The sequence below is a fragment of the Lacihabitans sp. LS3-19 genome (assembly GCF_024343575.1).
Lineage (GTDB): Bacteria > Bacteroidota > Bacteroidia > Cytophagales > Spirosomataceae > Leadbetterella.
The window spans coordinates 246359-269644 of the sequence record NZ_RJUA01000001.1 but is presented as its reverse complement, the minus strand read 5'-3'; the positions used below and the strand labels follow the sequence as shown (position 1 = coordinate 269644).

The following is a 23286-nucleotide window of genomic DNA, read 5'->3' as shown; positions in this document are numbered from 1 at the left end:
AAGATTTTTTTACCAAAAATATACAATATGTTTTATATACACAATATACATATTGTAATTTCAGAAATCTTTGTATTTCTCAAAGAATCACCACTTCTCTAAACCCAGCAATTTCTTGCCTAATTCGTTCAACTCAGCTGTTTCGTATTTAGTTTGTTCCCAATTTCTTGGATCACCTGGAAACGCATAACCTTCCGGTGCAATTCGGTTTTTCCATGAATTTACTCGCCAATCTCGCATGGCTTCGTTATCTTCTTCAGCAGGCATCATGGAGATATATTGTGCTATTCTAACTTTGTCAGTAGAACGATTTGGCTGAATGCCATGCGGCTCTAAACTATTGAAAATCAACAAGTCCCCGGCCTCTAATTTTACTTTATGAAACTGTCCCTCAAAAGCTGAGGTATCGGGCTGGAAACGATGGCGATCTTCGGGTTGAGTAAGTTTCCAAGTATCATAAGTGCGGTATAATTCTGGAATACATTGAAAGCCTCCCATGTTTTCGTCAGTTTGGTCAGCGAGTGCCAATACGCCCTGCACATTTACGGGTTTGGTTTCGGGGTCATAGTCCCAGTGGATAAATCCTTTGTACTCAAACCCTGGTCGAATTGGAAAATTCAAGTTTGCTCTGTCTATAGTCACCCAAAGTTTTTCAGTACCCCAAATGTCCACAAAGGCGTCATATACGCGTTGCATCTGGCGATTATTCCAAAGATGTTGATTGTTATAAACCTCCACCATTCCTGTGCCTGCCAATTCTTTCATTTGCATTTCGGCTCGTGGTGCTGTGTACCAAGTAGACTGATCCTCAGGATTTTTTTCTTCAAATTCCCAAAGGAAGTTCGCCGTTGCTGAGGCTTGCTCTTTTGTAACTGCATTTTTAATAATCACATAGCCATTTTCTTTCCAAAACGTCCAATCTTCTTCACTCAAGACTCTTAAAGGCTGGCCATTTGAGCGGTCATTGAGAGCTATTGTACTACTGGTAGCAGTGGATGGATTGCCTGGTTTGTCAAGGTGATTGGTGTTGGGAATCATTGTAGGAGCCATAGTGGGCACCATTCCCATATTTTCTGTTTCCATTCTATTTAAGGTTTTGTTTTTTAATAAACAAAATTCAACAATTTATTCAAAAACAATTTTTAGTTTTTTTGCCTATATTTGAACAATATTGATATTTTTAAACAAAAAAAGCCTACAAATCATTATTATTGTGTTAAATGCATCACAAATTACTTTAGAAAACATAAACTATGAAAACCAAAATAGTTCGTTTAGTTGGCTCATAAATCCAAAACTAAACGACTTCTTCTTTTGGCATTTTCATCCAGAATTTGAGCTAGTTTTTATAGAAGCAAAAGAAGGTACAAGACATGTAGGCGAACATATTTCTAAATATTATGAGAGCGATTTGGTATTTATTGGGTCCAATATTCCACATCTAAACTTTGATTATGGCATAAAAACAGAATACAAAAAGACTGTTTTACATATTAAACCTGATTTTTTGCTTCGAGAAGGAGCTATTACGCCAGAATTAAGGACCATAAATAAGCTTTTTGAAAAATCGAAATTCGGGATATCTTTTGGAAAAGAAACAAAAATTCTGATCACTCAAAAATTTAAAGAAGCACACAAACTTCCTTATTTTGAGCAGTTTATTTCTATTTTAGAGATTTTAAAAATTCTTGGAGAGGCGGAAGATTTTGAATTATTACATCGAGAAATACCCAAAAGCCAATTCAACAAAAAAGAGGAAACTCGACTAAAAGTTCTTTATAGTTTTATTGAACTAAACTTTAATAGAAAAATAGAAATAGACGAAGTTGCCGAATTGAGCAACCTAAGTCCAGCTGCTTTTTGTAGATATTTTAAAAAAATGACTAAACTTAGCTTTATAGAATTTCTAAACAATTATAGAATAAACAATGCCAAACGTCTGCTAATGAATGCCAAAAATGTTTCAGAAGCCTGTTTTGATTCTGGATTTGAAAGCTTATCATATTTTAACCGAACTTTTAAAAAAGTTACTGGCGAAAATCCTTCAAACTTCAGGAAAAACTTTAGTAAATTGTAAAAAAAACATTTCATGAAAAAAGCATTTCTTTTCCTTTTTGGTATTTGTGTTTTTATGACGGCAAATGCTCAAAAATTCAAAGTAATTGGATACTACACACCTACGAAAAATCCAGAGGAAATTCAGATAGATTTGCTGACACATATCAATTATGCGTTTGCGATACCTGCCAAAACGGGAGATACTTTACTGTCGCTCAGAAATCCAGAAAACTTGATACGAACCGAAAAGTTTGTGCATAAAAACAAAAAAGAAATATTCATTTCGATAGGTGGCTGGGGCATAGGAGATGGCGGCGGCGACGATACCCGTTTTCACAAAATAGCAGAAAGAGCCGAAGGAAGACACACATTTGTGAAAAATGTGATGGAATTTGTGAAAAAATATAACATAGATGGCGTAGATCTTGACTGGGAATATCCAGATGAAGACAGTCCATCTGCTGATCATTACGTGGCACTTGTGGATGAGCTTTCTGATGCTTTGCATAAACAAAACAAAAAACTTACGGCTGCCGTGATTTCGTATGGACCGAAAGGTTACGGTACAAAAAAAGAAGCATTTGAGAAAATGGATTGGCTCAATCTGATGGCTTATGATGATGACTACGGACCAGACTATATCCGTGCTCATTCACCCTATTCTCTCGCCCAAAAAAGTTTAGATTATTGGTTAATAGAGAGAGGTTTACCAGCACAGAAAGCTACGCTTGGCTTACCGTTTTATTCAAAAAAAGGTATGGGAAATTACGGGCCGAACTATAAAAAATTACTAGAAGACGGGGCTAGTCCTTACGATGATTATTGGAAGGGAGCGTTTTACAATGGGATATTTACGATCGAGGCAAAAGTAAAACTTGCCAAACAACGTGGCTGTGCAGGCGTAATGATATGGGAAATTTCTAGCGATACAAACGATGAATGGTCACTTTTGAAGGCGATTGAGCGGGCGAAGTAGCACGACGGTGGCACAATTTTCCAAATTGTAGCAAATAAAGATTCACATTATGCTATTTAGCAATTTGAAAAATTGCTACCACTAAAAACTCCAAGCCACCAACCGACTAACTTTCTGACCCTGAGCCATTTCTATGGTTTTGGTTTGCTTTACTTTTGCCTTTTCTAATTCTTTATAGATACCGGCAAGGTTTTCTTTTTTTGAAACCAAACTTGTAAACCATCGGCAGGAATCTGCAAATGCTACACTCTCCCGAATCATAGAAATTATAAACCAAAGCTCTCCTCCTTCATACCAAAGTTCGTTGTTTTTACCACCAAAATTTAACTTTGCTTTTGTATTTTGTTTTCCTGTAAGATTATTCACTTTCCTCAGACTTTGAGCTGCCGCCTCCTCAGCTGATGCATGAAATGGCGGATTACACATCGTCAAATCAAACTTTTCGTCTGGTTTGACTATGCCTTTGAAAAAATGTTTACTATTGCTTTGTAACCTTATTTCAATATCGCCATTTAGATTTTCATTTTGACTTACAATTGCTTCGGCTTTTTTAACAGCAAGAGAATCAATATCTGTTCCGACAAAACTCCATCCATATTCTTGATGGCCAATAATGGGATAAATACAGTTGGCACCTGTACCTATATCAAGACACTTAATTGTCTTTCCTTGGGGTATTTTTCCTCCATTTTCGTCTGCCAAAATATCTGCTAAATAATGCACATAATCAGCCCTGCCTGGAATCGGTGGACAAAGATAATTTAAAGGAATTTCCCAGTTTTTGATGTCATAATGATAAGCTAAAAGTGCTTTATTAAGCATTTTGACAGCTTCTGGATTGGCAAAATCAATGGTTTGCGTGCCGAATTTGTTTTCAAAAACTAGACCTTTCAAATCAGGCAAAGTTTTAATTAAGGCTTCAAAATTATACTGACCAATATGCTTGTTTCGGACATGCAAAACGTTTTTCGCTAAATTATTCTTTGTAGAAAATCTTTTCAAATCGATACCATTTAGAATTGTAAAGTTATCCTGAAAAAAAGGCAATTGGTCGATTTTTAAAACTAATATTAACTTTAAATGTTAAATTACTTGTCCCTAAAAAATTGGAATTAGAAAATATGAAAAGTCTTACCCCCTTTTTTATATTATTATGCTTTTTGAATTTCAAGAGTTCTGCCCAAACCATTGAGGGACTTTTGGTTGATTCCCTTACCCAAGAACCTTTGGCTTTTGCAACAGTAAAAATGGAATCAAAAGCACAAGCCAATCCATTAAAGGCGGAAATAGCGAACGATAAAGGTACATTTAAATTTGTTGGGGTAAAAAAGGATAAATACCTCATCAAAGTGGAGTACATTGGCTATAAATCAAAAATTATTGAAGTAGAATTTGATAAAATTTCAGAAAACCTAAATATGGGTGCTATTTCATTGTCACCACTAAGTCAGCTTTTGGAGTCATTGGTGGTAAATGGCCTAAAAAGACAAGTGATAAGTAATTTAGAAAAACAAGTTTTTAAAGCTGAACAATTCGAGGTAGCTAAAGGCGGAACTGCTACCGATGTGTTGAAAAATATTCCATCTGTGATGGTAAATGCTGAGGGTGAAATAATGGTACGAGGCTCTAAAGGATTTTTGATCTTAATAAATGGCAAACCAAGCCAAATAGATGCGGCCACATTGCTGTCTCAAATACCTGCAAATACGATTGAAAAAATAGAAATGATAACTGCCCCTTCGGCTAAATATGATGCAGATGGTAAGGCTGGCATAATAAATATTATTACCAAAACTGGCACAACCAATGGCCTGAATGCAACTATAAATAGCCAATATGGCTTGCCTCGTTTGAAAAGCTACTTTAATGAAAATAATCCACTTAGATATGGAATTGACGGTACTATTACCTTCAAAAAAGACAAATGGGATAATGCCTTGTCTGTAAATTACCTAAAAAACGATATCGCAGGGAGAAGAGAAGGAGGTGTAAATACTGCTATTGGCGGTATCTTGACAAATTTCCCGAGTGTGGGAGAGCGTAGTTTCAGAAGAGAGAATTATGGCGTTCGGGCTATTTCTTCCTATAAATTTTCATCAAAAGACGAGCTTTCTGGAGGTATATATCTTGGAAAAAAAGACCAGTACCGCACTGCAAATATATTTTATGACAACTCTAAGACGAATTTGAAAACGTATGAAGTCATTAGCAGATATCAGTACTACAACAGCAACTTGGTGCTAAAGTCAGGTAAGTTCAACGTTTATAATCTAGATTATTTGCACACATTTGGCCAAAAATCATCTCTTGCCATTTCGGGACTTTACGAATATGCTCTTTTAGACGGATTTACCAAAAACCGAAATCTCAATCAATTAAACTTCTCAGATACGCTACAATATACCCTAAACACAGGCTCCAATCCTCTACATGCCATAAGGCTAAAAGCCGATTATGAGCAGAGTATTGGCATCGGAAAATTATCGTTTGGATATCAGTATAGAACGCAAAATCAAAAAGGCAAGTTTGTGTATGAAGAGAAAACTGGCAACTTTACACCATTGGTCGTAAACCCAGACTTTTCCGCAAATATTGATGTAAAGAACATAATTCATGGTGTATATACGCAGTATGCTGGAATTTATAAGAAGCTAGAGTTTGCCACGGGACTGCGTTATGAGAATGCTTTTAGGAAATTCAATGCAGAAAATAGGCCTGAAGATGTGCTTTTAAAACTCTCTAATTTGTTCCCCTCTGCCAATATATTGTATTATCTCAAAAGTGATTTAAGACTAAAACTTGCCTACAGCAGGCGTGTGCAACGTTCTACGAACAACGAGCTAAACCCTTATCCCGAACGTGAACATAGTGAGACTCTGGAACAAGGAGACCCGCATATCAAACCCGAATTTATAGGTTTATACGAGGCTGGAATAACGAAAGATTACAAAAAAGCTTCCTTCTATTGGAATGTTTATTCTCAACAAATTACAGATATAGTAAATCGTGTAAATAGTGTTTATAACGACACAATTCTCAACAGAATATATACCAATGCCGGCAAAGCTCAACTGTATGGAACGGAGTCAAATATTACCTACTCGCCTTTTAAAAAACTAAAACTATATATCGGAGGAAATCTTTATAGCTTGAAAATGAACGGAACTTTGTTTGATAATTCAGTACTAGTAAATACAAAACGCTGGGTTTATTCTATCAACACAAATTTCAACTATCAGATTACCAAATCTTTAAATACCCAGTTTAATTTATCATATCTGTCAGCAAGAAATACAGCTCAAGGCGAAGATTCGAGATTCTATCAACCAAATTTTACGTTAAAAAAGACACTCGACAAATTTACACTATCGCTTTTATGGCAAAATGCCTCCTTAGGCAAAATGAATGTAAACCAACAAAGAATTACCACCTTTGGAAATGATTTTTTTACTACTACAAATTACATCCAAGAAGTAAATATCTTTATGTTTAACCTTTCTTATAATTTCAGACAAAACCCGAAGAAAGTTAAACTACCGAGCAGTGAATTTGGAGAAAAAGAATTTTAAACAAAGAAGATTACCTCACTCTTCCCCTTTCAAAGTCTTAATATCATTTAACAATTCTTGCATTTCTAAACGCAATGTACCATTATAGACACCTCGGATTCGCTTAGATTTATCTACCAAAACGATGTGCTCAGTGTGTAAAAACTCTGTGCTGTCTTTGCTAAAACCTAGATCTTCTTCAGCAAAATAAGCTTTGCGAGCCAAAGTGTAAATTTCACTTTTGTTGCCTGTCAGAAAATGCCAATTTGGATTTTGGATTTCGTGTTTTTTCTTATATTTCTTTAAAATAGCAGGCGTATCTATCCAAGGTGTAACCGTATAAGATAGCAATATAACTTCTGGGTCATTTTTCAAGCTATCGCTCACTATTTTAATGTTTTGCGTCATTGTAGGGCATATCAATCCGCATGAGGTAAAAATAAAATTAGCCACATGAATTTTACCCTCAATTGCACTTTGGGTAATCTTGGTACTGTCCTGATCCAGAAAAGAAAAATCGGAAATCTGATGTGTGATTTTAGTAATTATATCAGATTCGTTTTGTATAAAAATCGGCGTAAAATCTGGCTCATTGTAATAGGGCAAGGCAATCTCTTCCCTTTGTTTTTCTGAACAAGCCATAATCCAAATACTACCTAACAACAAAAACGCTATCCGAAACATTTTTACAATTTTTAGTGCCTAATAATCCAAACCTTTTACCCTTGATAATCACATAATTCGCCCTGATTTTCCCATTATCATACCACAGTTTTTGCTGGCCATCCTCTTGGCCATCTTTGTAAGTTGCCAAATGAATCAATTTCCCATCGAAAGTCCACTCTTTCATTTCGCCTTCATAAGCATCATTTTTAGCAGTAAATTCAAACTTCTTTTGGCCATTTTCCCAATAAGCTATTTGTGCTCCATTTTTTGTGCCTTTAGAATAATGTCTTAGTTCCATGATTTGCTTATTCTCATACCATTTCTTTTGAACTCCTTCCAAAAGCCCGTCTTTATACCCTTCCAACAAAATTGTATCTTTTTGATTTTCAGCTAATTCATACAAATATCCATCATATTTCCTGTTGTCAAAAAATACGGTGTCATTTTTAAGAGTAATATTTTCAGCGTTTTTCAAGGAATAAATAGTAGGTATAGAAATCTCCGTTTCTTCCTTATTTTTATCACAAGAAAAAAATAATGCAATAGCTAAAACAAAAAATAGGCCTTTCATTTACCTTGAAACAGTGCCTGAAGTTCCGTAATATCCGCTTCCATTCAAATAAGGAGCATCTGCCGTAAAATGATAGTGGTATATGCCTGCAGGATAGTCTGCCGTAGTATGTGTATGCCCATGATAGGCATCTAAATCACTGCTAACTATGGCTTTACTGTTTTCTTCTGGACCATAAACCGGAAATCCGTCTAACAAAAATCCCATTAGACCTGACTTGGTAGATTTTACGGTTGTCAAATAAAGCGGCTCTACGTGATAGTGGTATTGCCCGGTTTGTTGTGGGTGACCATAATACTTATCAAAACTCGCAATTTCACTTGTTAACTCCTGATTATTAGGCCCTGCATATTGATTGTATAAGGCAACACCATTTAAAGCCACGCCAATAACGCCCAACGGTGTAGCAGCATGATTGGTAGCTACTTTTGGATTTTGAGGGATTTTAAATGTAAAAGATTGGGTTGAAATACTATTTGGATTTTTTTTAAATGTATTTCCACCAAAAGTTGTACCACTATACGCTTCATATAGTGCATTTGATGTGGCATAATAGGAGCTTTTGTGATCAGGAACACCATCTGTTTTTATAGTGACATAAGTACCATCTGACGAAATAGAAGTGGCACCATAAATTTTAGCATAAACAGCAGGCACATCTGTTGAATTGGTAACTTCTGGTGTGGCGGTTTCTGCATCGTCTTGTGAGCAGCCAATCAAAACAAATGAAAAAACGAAAGAGAACAAAATGGAATTTTTCATATACTAATTTATAGATTTGATTTTATAGTTTTTAATTTATCTAAATTTTGTTGGGCCTCTTTGCTTAGAGTACCTGCAAGCAGATTTGATTTTTCGAAAGGATCATTTACCAAATCAAAAAAATACTCCTTGCCATTTTCCAAACTTATGTATTTATAGGTTTCATTTCTTATGGTAAAGCCATCATTGGTAGCGGGCGAACTTCCAAAAAATTCACTGTAAACAAAACTCCTTTTTGGTGCTGTAGCATCAGACAATAGTTTTTTAAAACTTACGCCATCTTGATAATTTTCGTTGCCTGCTCCTGCAATATCCGCAAAAGTAGCAAACATATCTGGTGCTTGAACCAAAGCCGTTTCGACTTCATTTTTTCGACTTACATTTTTGCCAGAAACTATTAATGGAGTATTTATCCCGCCCTGAAAAAGGGTACTTTTTGTTCCATTTTTTTTATAAACACTTTGAGCCACTTGTGTTGGTGTTCCATTATCTCCTATAAAAACAAAGACCGTATTTTCTCTTTGAGACACTGACAATGAAGCTATTAATCTTGAAATCTCTTTGTCCATGGCTTCAATAGAAGCAAGATAATAGCTGTATTGGTCTGCATTAATGGCGGCTACCGAAGCAGAAAGTGTTTGATTTTTAATTAAGTTTAGCGGCGGTCTATGAAACGGCGTATGTGGAGCATTTAATGCCAACCACAAAAAGAAAGGCTTGGTTTGTTTTTGTATCCAAGACACCGAATTGTCCACTAATCTTGTGGTAGCATAATCCGTGATGTTTTTCTGAATGCCATTGCTGGTTTCGGTCCAATTGTAATAATCTGATACAGCCCCGCTGAGGAAACCCGAATAATAGTTTACCCCAAAAGTCTCAGGAGCATTTAAAGGTGTATTTCCAGAAACATGCCATTTGCCTATCACGGCCGTTGCGTAAGAGTTGGAAGTCTTATCATTGATGTATTTTTGAATGATAAGTTCTGAGCTTTTCAAGGTTGCGGTTTGGGGAGCTTGTACGCCACCTACTCCAGTTCTAAAGGCATATTTCCCTGTTAGCAAGGCAGCTCTGGTAGGAGCACACTCTGGATTCACCCAAAAGTTAGTAAAGCTTATTCCATTTTTTGCGAGCGAATCTAGTGTGGGTGTATTTGCTTTTGTACCATCAATTCCGGGGTATTGACCAAAAACATCCCAGCCCATATCATCAGCAATAATAAAAACGATATTGGGTGATTGTTGATTTATTTCGATAGGTGTTGGTTCTGAAATCTTAGATTTTGAACAAGCCAAAATAATGAGTAGAAAAACTATAAAACGGCTTATTTTAATCATAGAAATAATAGTTTGAATCCCTTGGACAATAAACTGTTACCAAGGTTTAATATTCATTCTATTTTTTATACCCAAATGTTCACATAAAAAAATATTTACCTATTAGGCTCTAGTATGTTATAAGACACCTTATTTTCTTGATTTTGTCAAACTTAAGAGCGAGTTCTATTTATAAAAATACGTTATTGACTTTATTAAAAATTAGGTTAATTTTTTAATATCAATCAATCGTCATCATCTTTTTCTGAAACTTTCAAAAAAGCACTTCTCTTTGGAGCGGGCATTTGGCTATTTAAGCCTTTAATCGACTGCCAAACAATTTGGCTCAGTTCAAGGTCATTTACCAAATCAGGTTTCGAAAAATCCATTTTCCCTGATTTTATAGAATTTTCATTTACAGCCACATTCATTTCGTTTAAGTCCCAATTACTTTTACGGGCTATGTAGCCCAAATCCGAAGATTCTTTAGAAAAACATCTCCAAAGTGGCGTTGCTGCAGCATCGTATTGGCTCATTGGACGGAGGCCAAGTATCAACTCAATAGTTCTCAAAATACCTGAAGTGGAATACATTGTATGATCAACAAAACCTCTTTTTACAAATCCTCCAGCCAGATACGCTGGCGAGCGGTGGGCATCTACATGGTCTGAGCCATTCTGAGCGTCGTCTTCCAAGACAAATACAGCAGTTTCTTTCCAAATAGAAGATTTTGACAAATGCTCTATAAATTGACCAACTGCAAGATCATTGTCGGCTACCATGGCACTTGTGGTAGGCATACCAATCCTTGCACCCGCTGTGTGGTCATTGCCCAATCGTACCAAACTTAGATTAGGCACTTCGTTTATCGCTAAAAGTGAATCAAAATCAGTTTTCCAAATTTTCACACGGTCAATATCTTTGATGCTTAAATTATAGTCGGGATACGATTTGCAATAGTAGTTTTTAAGATTAGACATGTTTTTAAAAGAATAAGAAAATATTCCATAAGACCGAACGTCTTTGCCTGCCCTAATGGCAAAATCCCAAATAAATCCGTCTTTTGGATGAGCAATTTTTCGGCTACCTTCAAAATCATAGGTACCTCCTCTACCGCCATAGCTCGTTACCCAGTTTTTCTCTACATAGTCGTTGGCATAAGCAGCTGTGCTCCAATTGTGTCCGTCGGCACTTACTTCGGCATCTACATAAAAATTATCCAACAACACAAATTCTTTACTTATGGCATGTAGGTTTGGCGTTACTTTTTCTGGAAATAAACACAATGTAGAATCTCCATTTCCTTCTTTTACGTCACCCAATATTTGGTCGTAGGTGCGATTTTCTTTGATGATATAAAAAACATATTTAATAGGTGATGCATCCCCAACTTTTTTAGGAATCGGATTACCTATTTCACCTTCAGTATACATTTCCTTGGTTTTTGTATAAGGCGTATTTTCATAAACAAGTTTTGAATATTCGGCTAGTAGAGCTTCTGTTGGTTTTTCAAAAAAAGACAAAGTTCCTTTAAAAAGTCCTCCAATATATTGAGAACCCCGAACCGCCTGAGGATTGGCCCCTTTAAACTGCGGATCTCTTGAGCTTACTGGATTGGGGCCATCAGGGTTGGGATATGATGAAAAGCCTTTACCATTGCATACAAATATTTCTTTACCGATCGTTTTTACAGAGGTTGGATACCAGCCGGTAGGAATAAATCCTTTCGAAATGCTTTTCCCTTTTTCGCTTACATCAAAAACCACAAGACAATTGTTGTCGGCATTGGCTATGTATAAGGATTTTTCGTCCGAACTTAAAGCCACGGCATTAGGCGTAGAACCCAAAGGTGCATCAGGATATAATGAGCAAGACAAAGTTTCAATCTTTTTGTTTTCTAAAGTATTAATAACAGAAACGGTATTGTCATTGCCATGAGAAACAAATAGGTATTTACCGTCTTTGGTCAAAACCAAATCATTGGGGTTTTTAACTGTTTCTATTTCATGGATCGTCTCCAAACTCATAGCATCAAGAATCAATATTTTGGCACCACCCCAAAGCGACACATACAGTTTAGTATTGTCTGGCGAAAGCATACAGGTATAAGATTCTGCAGGTAAAACGACCTGTTTTTCAATACTTTTTTTAGCAATATTAAGACGATATACTGTATTGTTTTCTTTGGCTACTACAAAAATAAAATCTTTTGTGGCACACAATCCTGCCGGAGAGACTTTTGTTGGCCATGGTTTATCCAATATTATTTCCCCCGCTTGTTCTAGTTTATTATTTATAATATTGAATATCAATATTTTATTGTCATTTCCACCTGAGGCAAATATTTGTTTTTCATCAACGCTAAATGTCAAGCCAACCCAAGCTTTATCCACCATTTTATCATCCAAAATAGTCTTGGTTTTTGCATCAATCAAAGTGATACTTTGGGTACTTTGGCCATTATTGGTCACCGCCAAGTATTTCTTTGAAGGCGAAACGACCATATTAAGTGGCAAATCTTGAAGCTTTAAGCTATTGCCAATTGGGCTCAGATGCCAGCCGTTTGGAAGATTAATTTTTGCTTGTTTTAGATTAGCTATTTCAGAAGATTCCGCTATACTTAGGATATTTTTAGAGCTTTTGCAAGCACCCAAAGCTAATAGGATAATTATTAATAAACGAAGTTGATATTTCATAAAAAAGGTTTTTAAGATTCAAAGGTCTGTTGAAAATTCGAAAGAAATATTATGTAATTGTTATATCTATAAAAATAGTCACATTTTCTTAGATTCCCATATAATACATATAATCAAATTCTTTAAAAAATCTGATGTTAAAGACTTTATGAAGGAAATTTAAGAATTTTCAAAGCCAAAGAAATCGATATCAATTAATACATATTTTATCTATTTTGCATAAAATTATTATTCACTATTTAACCAAACAAAACATGGATCTTTCAGAATTTGAAGAAAAACTAGAGCTTACTGATACTGCGAAAACTTATCTAGAAACAACTGCCAAATGGGCTAAATTTTTGGCAATAATGGGTTTTATAATGTGTGCCTTTATGATAATTGTAGGTTTTGTTATGGCTTTCACTTATGATTCTTTGTTAAGTCGTTCTATCGTTGAAAATCAATCAAACAGGATTATGCCAAAAATCGGATTATTTATGTCTTTTATATATTTTGGAATTGCTGCAATGTATTTGATGCCATGTATTTATTTATTGCGATTTTCTTCGAAAGCCAAAAAAGCAATTCTAGGAAATGATTCATTCTTATTAGAAGAAGCTTTTAAAAACCATAAATCAATGTATAAGTTTTTGGGTGTTTTTACAAATATTACTATTGTTGCTTATATAATTTTAATGATAGGTGTTGTATTTAATGATGTGATGAAATTGTTATAAATGTATACAAAAAGGAGAGCCAAACGACTCTCCTTCTTTTATAATTACGCTTTAATTATTCAAATCAAAATGGCTTCCAAGGCTTCCCTCCAACTAAAATCTCTTGTGTTTTTTCGTCAAAAGTTACTTTTAAGCCAGTTCTGTATGCTGCGTTTGACATCATTGTAGCAATAGAATGTTGATATCCAGCTTCTATTGGAGCATTTGGTGTTTTACGGCTACGCACACATTCCATCCAGTTTTTGATGTGAGCAAATGTTAATGGGTCACCTCCAGTGTTGGCATCTGTTGCTACTTTTAAGCCTTCCAATTTCATTGGAGATAACAAGTTTGGCTTCATGCCCATTGCTTTTGCTTCACGCTCTCTCAAACCACCAGTGTCAGAGATTTCGTTGGTGTCTAGGTTAATCATACCACCGTTTGAGTAGTACAATTCTTTGGTATCGCCAGCTGAATTTGAGAATCTACTCGTAAACTGTACTTGGAATCCATTCTTCGGCTGATCAGCAGGACCGTAATCAAATACCACAGTGAGGGTATCAGCATTGGTACGACCGTCTTGCCATTGGTAAATTCCGCCATTAGCTACCACGCTTCTTGGGTGAGCTAATCCACTGAACCAGTGTACCGTATCTATCTGATGACTCATCCATTGGCCAGGGATACCTGATGAATACGGCCAGAACAATCTGTATTCAAGATATTTTCTTGGATCAAATTTTTCATAAGGGCGATTTAACAAATATCTTTTCCAATCCACATCAGATTCTTTCAAGCTTGCCACTAAATCAGGACGTCTCCAACGACCCGGCTGGTTTACATTCCACATCAATTCCACCATTTTGATATCGCCAAACTTACCAGATTTAATAAAATCGGCAGCAGCGTGATAGTTTGGTCCTGATCTCCTTTGTGAACCGATTTGAACTATTTTCTTAGAGTCTTTAACGGCTTTCAAAACTGCACGGTTGTCAGACATTGTTTCAGCCAAAGGCTTCTCAGCATACACATCACAACCTGCTTTTACAGCCTCAATAGTATGCATAGCATGTTGGAAGTCAGCAGTAGACATCATAACTGCATCTACTGATTTTGAAGCATACAGCTCTTCGTTGTTTCTATAAACTTTTACATTGGCACCTAATTGCTTATCCAAAAACGCCTTTCCTTCTTCACGACGGCGATTCCAGATATCTGAAAGTCCCACCATTTCGAAGTTCATTTCTTTTTGTAATTCAGCAAAAGGCCCAACATGCGAAGCACGATGACGGTCAGAGAAACCTACACAGGCCACTCTTACTCTGTCATTAGCTCCTATAATTTTTCCATAGCTTTTTACAGAAAACCCTGTGGCCACACCAGCCATTATCGATTTTTTTACAAATTCTCTTCTTGTAGTCATTATGATTTTTTGGTTGAAATTAATTATTTATTTGATTGAATACCGATGACACAGATTTTGTTAATGTCACTTATTTTAATTTTACGATTTAAAGACTTCAATTTTTTTTACATTAAAAATAACTATTTTGACTAAGAATAACACACTCTTTCCAGAATATTAATCAAAAAATTCTGCTATTTAAGTGAAATCTATTTAAAATTTCAATATCCCAAACCTTCTCCGAAATTAAACATAGCATATCCAGGATTTTCCCTGCTTCCGGGTAAGTCAGATTTGTTTTCCGAAACCGCCTTTTCTGAACTTGGAATAGCAAAAGGCAATTTGCCTGTTGGATTGAATCTGCCCGAAATTACATCAATCAGAGCATCGGCAGAAGTTCCAAACGTAGCCAAAACTGTCGCAGTTTTTGAATTATCTATTTCATCTATCACCCAAGGATTAGAGAAATTGATTACCACAATTGTTGGTTTGCTGTTTATTAATTCATTGACATGAGCCACATCAATTTTATTCTTCGAAAGGCTCAATTCTATCGGTTTTCCGGCCGAACTAAACAATCCTCCTGTAGTTGGAAAAAGCCAGAGAAGCACAATGTCCGCTTCTTCTTTTGTAGAAACAAATTCAATGTTTTCGGCCTTTGTTTCAGGTTTTAAAACTTTTATGGGAGATTTTGGAGTTTGTGCTTGAGGGCCTCTTCCTCCGCCTTCTTCTTTGTAAAATTCAAAATAAACCTTTGTACTTTTAGTAACAGGTAATAGTTTATCATCGTTTCTTAACAAAACAATTGACTTTCTAAATGCCAAATCTCCTCTTTCTTGGAACTCAGAGTTTCCAACTATTTTTTCTGCAGCATCAACATCTACAAATGGATTTTCAAATAAGCCCAATTCAAACTTCTCCTTTAACAATCTACTCACCGATTCGTTTATTCGGCTTTCTTTAACCAAACCTTTTTTTACAGTATTGAGCAATACTGTTGGATCAGCTGCACCTGAAAAAATATCAACTCCAGCTTCTATGGCTTTTACATATCGCTGCTCGATGCTCAACGTTTCTACACCCCAAGGCATCATTTCTATTGGGCCTGTGTCTGAATTTATAATACCTTTAAATCCTAATTTTTTACGTAACAAATCATCAATAATAGCTTTATTGAAAGAGAAGCCCACTTCTTCAAACTCTTTACCTTTAGGTGCTGAATAGTAAGGCATTATAGACGACGTTCCTGCATTTATAGCAGCTATAAAAGGCTTAACATGATCGTTAAAATTTCCGCCAGGATAATGAGCAAATTTTCCCCAGTCAAAATGAGAGTCTTGACCGCCTACTTGTGGCCCTCCCCCAGGAAAATGCTTAGTGGTCATAGCGACAGAGTTTTTGCCCAATTTATTTCCTTGAAAACCCAAAACAATCTCTCGAATCATTGCTGATGACAAATCGGCATCTTCTCCAAAAGTACCTTCTGTGCGGTTCCAGCGTGGTTCTGTCGCAAGGTCTGCCATGTACATATAGCCTTTACGAAGACCAACTGCCGTCCATTCCTTGGCAGCGATTTCTGCAAATTCACGCGTAAGTTTGAAATCTCGCATGGCAGCCATGCCCAATTCGCCAGGCCACTTTGAAAACGTAGTAGCTCCAACACTCAATCCTACTGCCGCATCTGTAGCGATGTGATTTCTTGGATTGGAGGCAACTATGGCTGGTATTCCCAATCTTGTGGATTCGCAAAGTGCTTGCAAATTGTTTGACCACTCGGCCATTGTTTTGACTGAGGTATTAGCTCTTAATATAAAATGTCTTAACTGTCTTTCTGTAACGGCCTTGGTGGTACCAGAGGCTGACATGTTAGGCTCTGATAATGGTTTTCGGGTAAACATATTTACATTCTGCACTAAATCTTCCTCATTAAAACCACTTGAAATTGGGGCGTTCGGATTAGCCGATGGACCAAAACCACCGTCGTTTGCCATTCTGGTAGTGCTTATGAGCATGAAGCCAACTTTCTCTTCAATGGTCATTTTAGAAAGTAGGTCTTTCACCCGTACCTCTACGGGTAAACGCCAATCTTCGTATTTGTCGAGCTTACCGTTTTTGTTTAAGTCTTTAAATTCGAGATTCCCAGATTTAAGTATTTTTCCGTTTTTACTTCCCAAAACTGGTTGAGAAGCTTTTTGAGCAAAAACCAGATTTATTGCGAAAAGAGAAAAGAAAAGTGTCTTTTTCATAAATTATCAATTAAAGGAAATTTTGAATTAATGGAAGCGATTTAAAAAATCGCTTTACTTGATTTCTCTTATTTTGATGTTCTTGTAAAAAACATTATCACCATGATCTTGAATCAAAATATGACCTTTGTCCGCAGCTCCAAAACCTTCGTATTTCGCATACTTGCTTCTGGCTACCAAAGCATTATATATATTGCTTTTACGTTGGTATTCTACCACTTTAAAACCATTTAACCAGTGTTGAACAGTATTATCAGGATAAACAATTACCCTTGCTTGGTTCCAATCGCCAATTTTTCTCTGGAATCTTTTATCTAATTTTTCAGAAGGAATCAGATCATACAAACTGGCCATGGTTCTGTTGCCCACTACACCCATTTTAGCGTCAGGATGTTTTGCGTCGTCTAAAACTTGGTATTCAAGTCCAACACCAGATTTTCCACCAGAATCAAATTTTTCATCTACAAAATATTTTACGCCAGAATTGGCCCCTTCTGTTAATTTGAAATCAAACACCAATTCAAATGCACCATACATTTTTTCAGAAACGATATCATTTCCAGTTTCAGAACCGTCAGAACTTCCAACAGATAAAATTCCGTCTTTTATTTCCCATCTTTTGTTTGGTTTTTCTGTGCTGTGTACGTTTCTCCAACCGTCGAAATTTTGACCATTCATTAACAATGAAAAACCTTGTGCCTTCTCTTGTTCAGAAAGATTGTTGGTTATTAAATTTACAACTGGACAATTATCTGTAGGACTCGGTTTCAAATTTTCCGTCTGAATCCTAATATTTTTCCAACGGATTTTCATACCTGGTTTCATGCTAGCATATATAGCATGCACTTGTAAACCAAAGAAGCCTTTGTCTGTCATATCATCTATTACATGTGCGGTAGGTACGCCATTTATAAATGTTCTTAGCGTATTGCCAATAGCTTCAATACGGTATTTGTTCCAACCTAGTTTTACAAATGCTTTTTGCCCAGCAGGATTTATATTAAGGCTATACAACCAATCTCTTCTTCCTTCATCGTATATCCCTCCTGACCAAGCTCTTGCTGAAGGGTCAACCTCCATTTGATACCCATGCACTCTTCCATTTTGGTAATCGGGCTTAGACAAACTGCGAAATTGAACGCCACCGTTCATCTCGTCGTCAAGTTTAAGATCTAGTTCAAGAATAAAATCACCGTAATCTTTATCAGAGCATAAAAATGAATTTGGCGTATCGCTAACTGTTTGACCTACTATTTGGCCATTTTCTACAGTATAGATAGCTTTTCCGCCTCTTTGGGTCCAGCCTTTAAGCGTTGTTCCATCAAAAAGATTTGTCCATTTTTGGGCTTGTGTACCAATTGAAACAAGCAAGAACAACAATATTAGTTTTTTCATATAAATTAATTGAATATTCCTCAAAGTTACCTATTATTATTATTGCTACATAATAGAGAAAAAGCGAAAAAATGTGAAATTTTGATAGTTTTTTAACAATTTAATAAAAGATAGTGTTAAAATTTCACCTTAAATGCAAAATAATCGAATTTATAGGAATTTTGAATCTCTTAAAAAACAAAAACCCCGAATCGCTTCGGGGTTTCTAAAAAGGGTTACCGGGTTTCTAAAAATTAGAATCCAGGGTTTTGTGCAAAAGCACCTGGATCAGATCTATCAATTTGAGTCTGAGGTATTGGTCTTACTAGGTGTTTAGAGGCAACATTTGGTGCTGCTTGAGGGTTATACTTTTGTACTCTTTCCACAAGATTACCCCAACGCTTAAGATCCATCCAACGCGTTTGCTCTCCAGCAAGCTCACGAGCTCTTTCTTCAATCAACATTTCCATAGTCATTTGAGCTGGAGTGATTTCCATAGCTGCTGCTTTTCCTGGCCAAGCAGCACGACGACGAACCATATTAATAGCATCAGTAGCGGCAGAAACATTTCCTGCACCCAATTGTGCCTCAGCCAACATTAAATAAGCATCAGCCAAACGGAAAACAAAAAAGTCGCGGCTACCAGCCTCATATGTTTTATCTGGACGTTTCGTGTCAAAAAACTTACGGTTAGTTGGGAACAAAGCCTCAGAGTATTTGCTTGGTACCAATACTTGGTATGGTCTTTTTGCTCTTTCTTCTTTAGACATTTCGTATCCTGGTATAAATATACAAGTATCACCCGCTGCGAAAGTTACCTTTGCTTTTGAATCATCAAATGCTGTGTTATAGGTTCCTGGCTTATTTGCTAACCAAGTATCCTTAAACGTCTTTTTATAACGAGAGTCATTAACTCTTTCACCAAATACAGTCTCAATTGCATACTGAGTAGGTCTTAGTCTTTTAAACGGACGACCATTCAATACATCACGCTCCATTCCTGCTTGTACGTCATATTGCATACCGAAGAATAGGTGTAGGTTGTTTCCACCATTTACTGCACCGGTGTTATTGGTTAAGTTAGTCAAAGGATCTGAAGTATACTGTACTGCAAATACTATCTCAGAGTTTTTCTGATTATTTTCATCAAATACACTTGCAAAATCATTTAATAAACTAAATCCATAATTATTTACTACATTATTAGTCAAAGCAGCAGCTTTACTAAAATCATCTCCTGCTTTTACAGAAGAATAAGCCTTAGCTAAATAAACTTTTGCAAGGGCCATTTCGGCAGCTGGCTTAGTTGCTCTACCATATTGACCTTGAGAGTTAGGAAGATCAGCTACAGCTTCAGTAAAATCTTTAATTATTGCATTGTACATATCAGCATCAGAAGCCCTAGAAGTAGCTTTGGTAGGTGCCAAAGTTTCACTTAATCTTAAATCTACTCCTCCATATTGCTGGAACAAAATAAAATAATATTGAGCTCTTAAAAACTTAGCTTCTGCAACTCTTACTTTTTTAGTAGCTTCAGATATTGAAGATTCCGGTGCTCTGTCAATTATCGCATTACAAGTATTAATACCTCTATAAAGTTCATCCCAAACTCTTTGAAGATAATCTACTGTTGGCTGCATTTGAGTGTCATAAAAATGGAAACCTTTATAACCACCATCGGCACCAGTAGCATAAATATCAGTACCATATTCTGTCAATGTAAGACCTTGTTGGGTACCATAAAAATATCTTAAAGAAGAATACGCAGCATTTACTGCATCTTCAAATCCTTTAGGAGTATTGATATAATCATTACCTATTCCAGAAACAACCGTTTCTTTTAAAACATCTTGGCATGATTGAGCAGATAGCATGAATGTTGCTATTCCCAATATTTTTGCCGATTTTATAATATTCTTTATTTTCATTTTTTCAAAAATTTAAATGTTTTACAACAAATTAGAATTTAGCATTTAGACCAAAAGTAAATACTTTAGTTGCAGGGGTAATACCAGACGTAATATCCGTTCCTGAAGTTTCAGGGTCTACACCATTGTACTTGCTTCTGTATTCAGACCAAATTTTAGGTTGCTGAATGCTTGAGAATACTCTCAAAGATTCCATTTTTAATTTATTTGCAATCTTAGGATTGAAACTGTATCCAAAATTGATGTTTCTCAACTTAATGAAAGTACCATCATAGTAAATCAACGTCTGATTGTACACAGGAAATTCTTGGGTACTTTTTGGTTGAGGGAACTCGTTAGTTGGATTTAATGGAGTCCAGTAATCAACTTTGATTTGTTGGTATCTACCAGCTAATGCATTGTTGTTTCTATGGAATCCTGAAACAATCATATTTCCGAAACGTCCAAATAAGAAGAATGATAAGTCAAAGTTTTTGTAAGAGAATCTGTTTGTCATACCAGCAGAGAAATCGGGTACATCAGAACCTAAAAGTACTCTATCATCTGATGTTATTTTTCCGTCTCCGTTTTCGTCATGAACTTTTATTTGTCCTACTGAAGAACCGTAAGATTTAGCTTGTTCTTCTTCTCCTAACTGCCATATTCCATCTTTTTTAAAGTCAAAGAATGAATTAAGAGGCTGACCAATGAACCATCTGTTACCAATATCATCAATTTTTCCATTGTATAACTCAACAATTGCCTCTTTGTTTTTAGTAAACTGGAAATCTGTAGACCAACGGAAACCAGAAGCAGTGTTCATATTAACTGTTGAGAACCCTAGCTCTATACCTCTGTTTCTTGTCTCACCTACGTTACGTGTTACTTGGTCAAAACCAATCGATCCTGGTAACTGGTCAGCTAGCAATAAAGCAGTAGTATTTGTTTGGTAAAACTCTAATGATCCTTGTAGTCTACCTCTCCATAAGCTGAAGTCCAACCCTATGTTTGCAGTAGCAGAACTCTCCCATCTTAGGTCTGGATTTCCGATAGTACTTGGTCTGTAACCAAAAGCTGCAGTGTTGTCCCAAGCATACGCTGTCCTACTCAACAAACCTTGTGTTTGATAAGGAGATACCGCTTGGTTACCAACTTTACCCCATCCAGCTCTCAATTTTAATAAATCTAACCAAGTAACATCTTTTACAAATGCTTCATTAGAAATATTCCAACCTAGAGCCAATCCTGGAAAATTACCATATTTAGTATTTTCACCGAAACGGCTAGACCCATCTCTACGAAGCGTTGCAGTCAATAAGTATTTGTCATTAAAGTCATAATTGACACGTCCCATATAAGAGTTGATAGTCCACTCAACTAAATTACTTGATACTCCAGTAACCGAGCTAGCATTTCCGAAATTATAAAACTCTTGTGTTTCAGCAGGAATACCCTGTACATTGATACCAAACTGTTCGAATTTATCCTTTTGGATTGAATGTACAGCAGTAGCACTTAAATTATGTTTTCCAAAAGATTTGGTATAGGCCAAAATATTCTCAAGTGTATAGTTGAAAGAAAAATTACTTCCGCTAGATGCTTGAGGGTCTCCACCTTTTCTTGCATTAGTTTGTCCTCCTATAAATCTACCTTGTCTGTCTATATTAATATCTGGACCAAAGTTAATTCTGTATTTCAAGCCGTCCATAATTTTAAACTCTGTAAATAATGAGTTAAAAATTCTATACGTTTTACGATTATCAATTTGAGCTCCAGGAACAATCTCAGCCAATGGGTTAGTCAATAATGCATCATTTGTAGGAGAAAACAAAATGCTTCCATCGGTATCATAAGGAGAGCCCAATGGGTTTTGATTGATAGTGAAACTGTAAGGGTTTAAATTTTCACCATTTCTATCTGAGAACATCATATATGAAGATAAACCAACTTTCAACCATCTGTTTACATTGTGATCTATATTTGATCTTAAAGAATATCTTGCATAATCTAAGCCTTCTGAAATACCTTTATCTTTAAAGAACCCACCTGAAACATAAAACTGCGTTTTGTCAGTTCCACCTTGAATACCAATAGATTGGTTTTGGATAAAGCCATTTTGAAGTATTAAATCTTGATAGTTTGTATTTCTACCAGCAGCTATACCAGCAGCAACGTTTGGATCACCACCCAAAACCGCAATTTTGTTGTCAGCAACAGGATCTGATTGTCCAGAAGGTACTAAAACACCACTTGCATTTGTATAAATACCAGTAGATCTATATGCCTCACGAACATATTCCGCAAATTCAGGACCTGAAAACAAATTGATTTTATCCAAAGCCTGAGATTGACCAAAATAAGTATCATATGTTACTGTAGTCTTACCTTTAGGAGCACCTCTTTTTGTTGTAATCAAAATAACACCGTTTGCACCTCTAGCACCATAAATAGCTGTAGCAGTTGCATCTTTCAAAACCTCCATTGACTGAACATCATTAGGGTTAAAATCTTCATATCCACCTGCCAATGGAATTCCATCTACTACATATAGAGGATCATTACTTGCTCTGAATGATCTTCTACCACGAATCAAAATTTTAGGGGTAGAACCTGGCTTTGAACCTGATTGTGAAACATCAACACCAGCCGCACGACCTTGAAGTGCCTGACCTAAGTTAGTAATTGGCATTTCGTTAATTTGCTTAGCTGTTACTTGCGAGATAGCTCCTGTGGTCTGGCTTTTTTTCAAAGTACCATATCCAACAACGACAACCTCAGACAAACTTGTTGCGTCTTCTGCTAAAGTAACATTGATTTGGCTTCTTGATCCAATTTCCACTTCTTGGCTTACATACCCAATGTAGGAGAACACCAATGTATTTCTTGAATTAGGAACATTTACACTGTATGCTCCATTTCCATCAGTTACAGCTCCATTTGTAGAACTCTTCACTGTTACACTCACACCTGGTAGACCATTACCACCAGCATCCGTTACCTTGCCTGTAATTGCTCTTGACTGAGCCATTACAAACTGCGATTGGAGGCACAAAAGCACTCCAAAGA

General features: G+C 36.2%; 16 protein-coding genes. 4 read left to right on the top strand and 12 right to left on the bottom strand.

What is annotated here, in order from left to right; all coding sequences use genetic code 11:
* Positions 1-87 precede the first annotated feature (87 nt).
* Complete coding sequence (locus EGI22_RS01085; RefSeq protein WP_255065782.1) at positions 88-1083, bottom strand: phytanoyl-CoA dioxygenase family protein; 996 nt, start codon at positions 1081-1083, stop codon at positions 88-90.
* A 130-nt stretch (positions 1084-1213) separates the two neighbouring features.
* On the opposite strand from EGI22_RS01085, the gene EGI22_RS24055 reads away from it, so the two are divergent.
* Both EGI22_RS24055 and EGI22_RS01075 read left to right on the top strand, forming a co-directional pair.
* Positions 1214-2077, top strand: coding sequence for an AraC family transcriptional regulator (locus tag EGI22_RS24055; RefSeq protein WP_255065781.1), 864 nt, complete (start codon positions 1214-1216; stop codon positions 2075-2077).
* Between the two features lie 12 nt (positions 2078-2089).
* Positions 2090-3034 carry a glycosyl hydrolase family 18 protein gene (locus tag EGI22_RS01075; RefSeq protein WP_255065780.1) on the top strand — a complete coding sequence of 315 codons (945 nt, stop codon included), beginning with the start codon at positions 2090-2092 and terminating at the stop codon, positions 3032-3034.
* An 81-nt stretch (positions 3035-3115) separates the two neighbouring features.
* Here EGI22_RS01075 and rlmF read toward each other — a convergent pair whose 3' ends face one another.
* On the bottom strand, positions 3116-4036 hold the full coding sequence (rlmF, locus tag EGI22_RS01070) for a 23S rRNA (adenine(1618)-N(6))-methyltransferase RlmF (RefSeq protein ID WP_369010862.1): 921 nt from the start codon (positions 4034-4036) through the stop codon (positions 3116-3118).
* Positions 4037-4155: 119 nt separating this feature from the next.
* Here rlmF and EGI22_RS01065 point away from each other — a divergent pair, with 119 nt between their 5' ends.
* The gene (locus EGI22_RS01065) at positions 4156-6603 is read left to right on the top strand and encodes a TonB-dependent receptor (protein WP_255065778.1); all 2448 of its coding nucleotides are present in this window, start codon (positions 4156-4158) and stop codon (positions 6601-6603) included.
* 15 nt (positions 6604-6618) lie between these two features.
* On the opposite strand, the gene EGI22_RS01060 is transcribed toward EGI22_RS01065, so the two are convergent.
* The 5 genes from EGI22_RS01060 to EGI22_RS01040 form a co-directional block, all read right to left on the bottom strand.
* Complete coding sequence (locus tag EGI22_RS01060; RefSeq protein WP_255065777.1) at positions 6619-7266, bottom strand: SCO family protein; 648 nt, start codon at positions 7264-7266, stop codon at positions 6619-6621.
* Positions 7235-7819, bottom strand: coding sequence for a toxin-antitoxin system YwqK family antitoxin (locus tag EGI22_RS01055; RefSeq protein ID WP_255065776.1), 585 nt, complete (start codon positions 7817-7819; stop codon positions 7235-7237). Before EGI22_RS01055 ends, EGI22_RS01060 begins: the two co-directional genes overlap by 32 nt.
* Positions 7820-8581: a YHYH protein gene (locus EGI22_RS01050; RefSeq protein ID WP_255065775.1), complete on the bottom strand. Its 762-nt coding sequence runs from the start codon at positions 8579-8581 to the stop codon at positions 7820-7822.
* A gap of 8 nt (positions 8582-8589) precedes the next feature.
* On the bottom strand, positions 8590-9915 hold the full coding sequence (locus EGI22_RS01045; RefSeq protein ID WP_255065774.1) for a sulfatase-like hydrolase/transferase: 1326 nt from the start codon (positions 9913-9915) through the stop codon (positions 8590-8592).
* 224 nt (positions 9916-10139) lie between these two features.
* The gene (locus EGI22_RS01040; protein WP_255065769.1) at positions 10140-12590 is read right to left on the bottom strand and encodes a bifunctional YncE family protein/alkaline phosphatase family protein; all 2451 of its coding nucleotides are present in this window, start codon (positions 12588-12590) and stop codon (positions 10140-10142) included.
* 254 nt (positions 12591-12844) lie between these two features.
* Between EGI22_RS01040 and EGI22_RS01035 the strand changes: the two genes are divergently transcribed.
* Positions 12845-13309, top strand: a complete 465-nt coding sequence (locus EGI22_RS01035) for a hypothetical protein (RefSeq protein WP_255065767.1) — start codon at positions 12845-12847, stop codon at positions 13307-13309.
* Positions 13310-13373: 64 nt separating this feature from the next.
* Here EGI22_RS01035 and EGI22_RS01030 read toward each other — a convergent pair whose 3' ends face one another.
* The 5 genes from EGI22_RS01030 to EGI22_RS01010 form a co-directional block, all read right to left on the bottom strand.
* Entirely contained in the window at positions 13374-14711 is a 1338-nt protein-coding gene (locus EGI22_RS01030) for a Gfo/Idh/MocA family protein (RefSeq protein ID WP_255065761.1), read from the bottom strand.
* A gap of 203 nt (positions 14712-14914) precedes the next feature.
* On the bottom strand, positions 14915-16939 hold the full coding sequence (locus EGI22_RS01025; RefSeq protein ID WP_255065760.1) for a glycoside hydrolase family 3 N-terminal domain-containing protein: 2025 nt from the start codon (positions 16937-16939) through the stop codon (positions 14915-14917).
* Between the two features lie 54 nt (positions 16940-16993).
* Positions 16994-18334 (bottom strand): DUF1080 domain-containing protein, encoded by a 1341-nt coding sequence (locus EGI22_RS01020; RefSeq protein WP_255065759.1) that lies wholly within the window; start codon positions 18332-18334, stop codon positions 16994-16996.
* 233 nt (positions 18335-18567) lie between these two features.
* Positions 18568-20241, bottom strand: coding sequence for a RagB/SusD family nutrient uptake outer membrane protein (locus tag EGI22_RS01015; protein ID WP_255065758.1), 1674 nt, complete (start codon positions 20239-20241; stop codon positions 18568-18570).
* 31 nt (positions 20242-20272) lie between these two features.
* Entirely contained in the window at positions 20273-23248 is a 2976-nt protein-coding gene (locus EGI22_RS01010) for a TonB-dependent receptor (RefSeq protein WP_255066060.1), read from the bottom strand.
* Between the last annotated feature and the right edge of the window lie 38 nt (positions 23249-23286).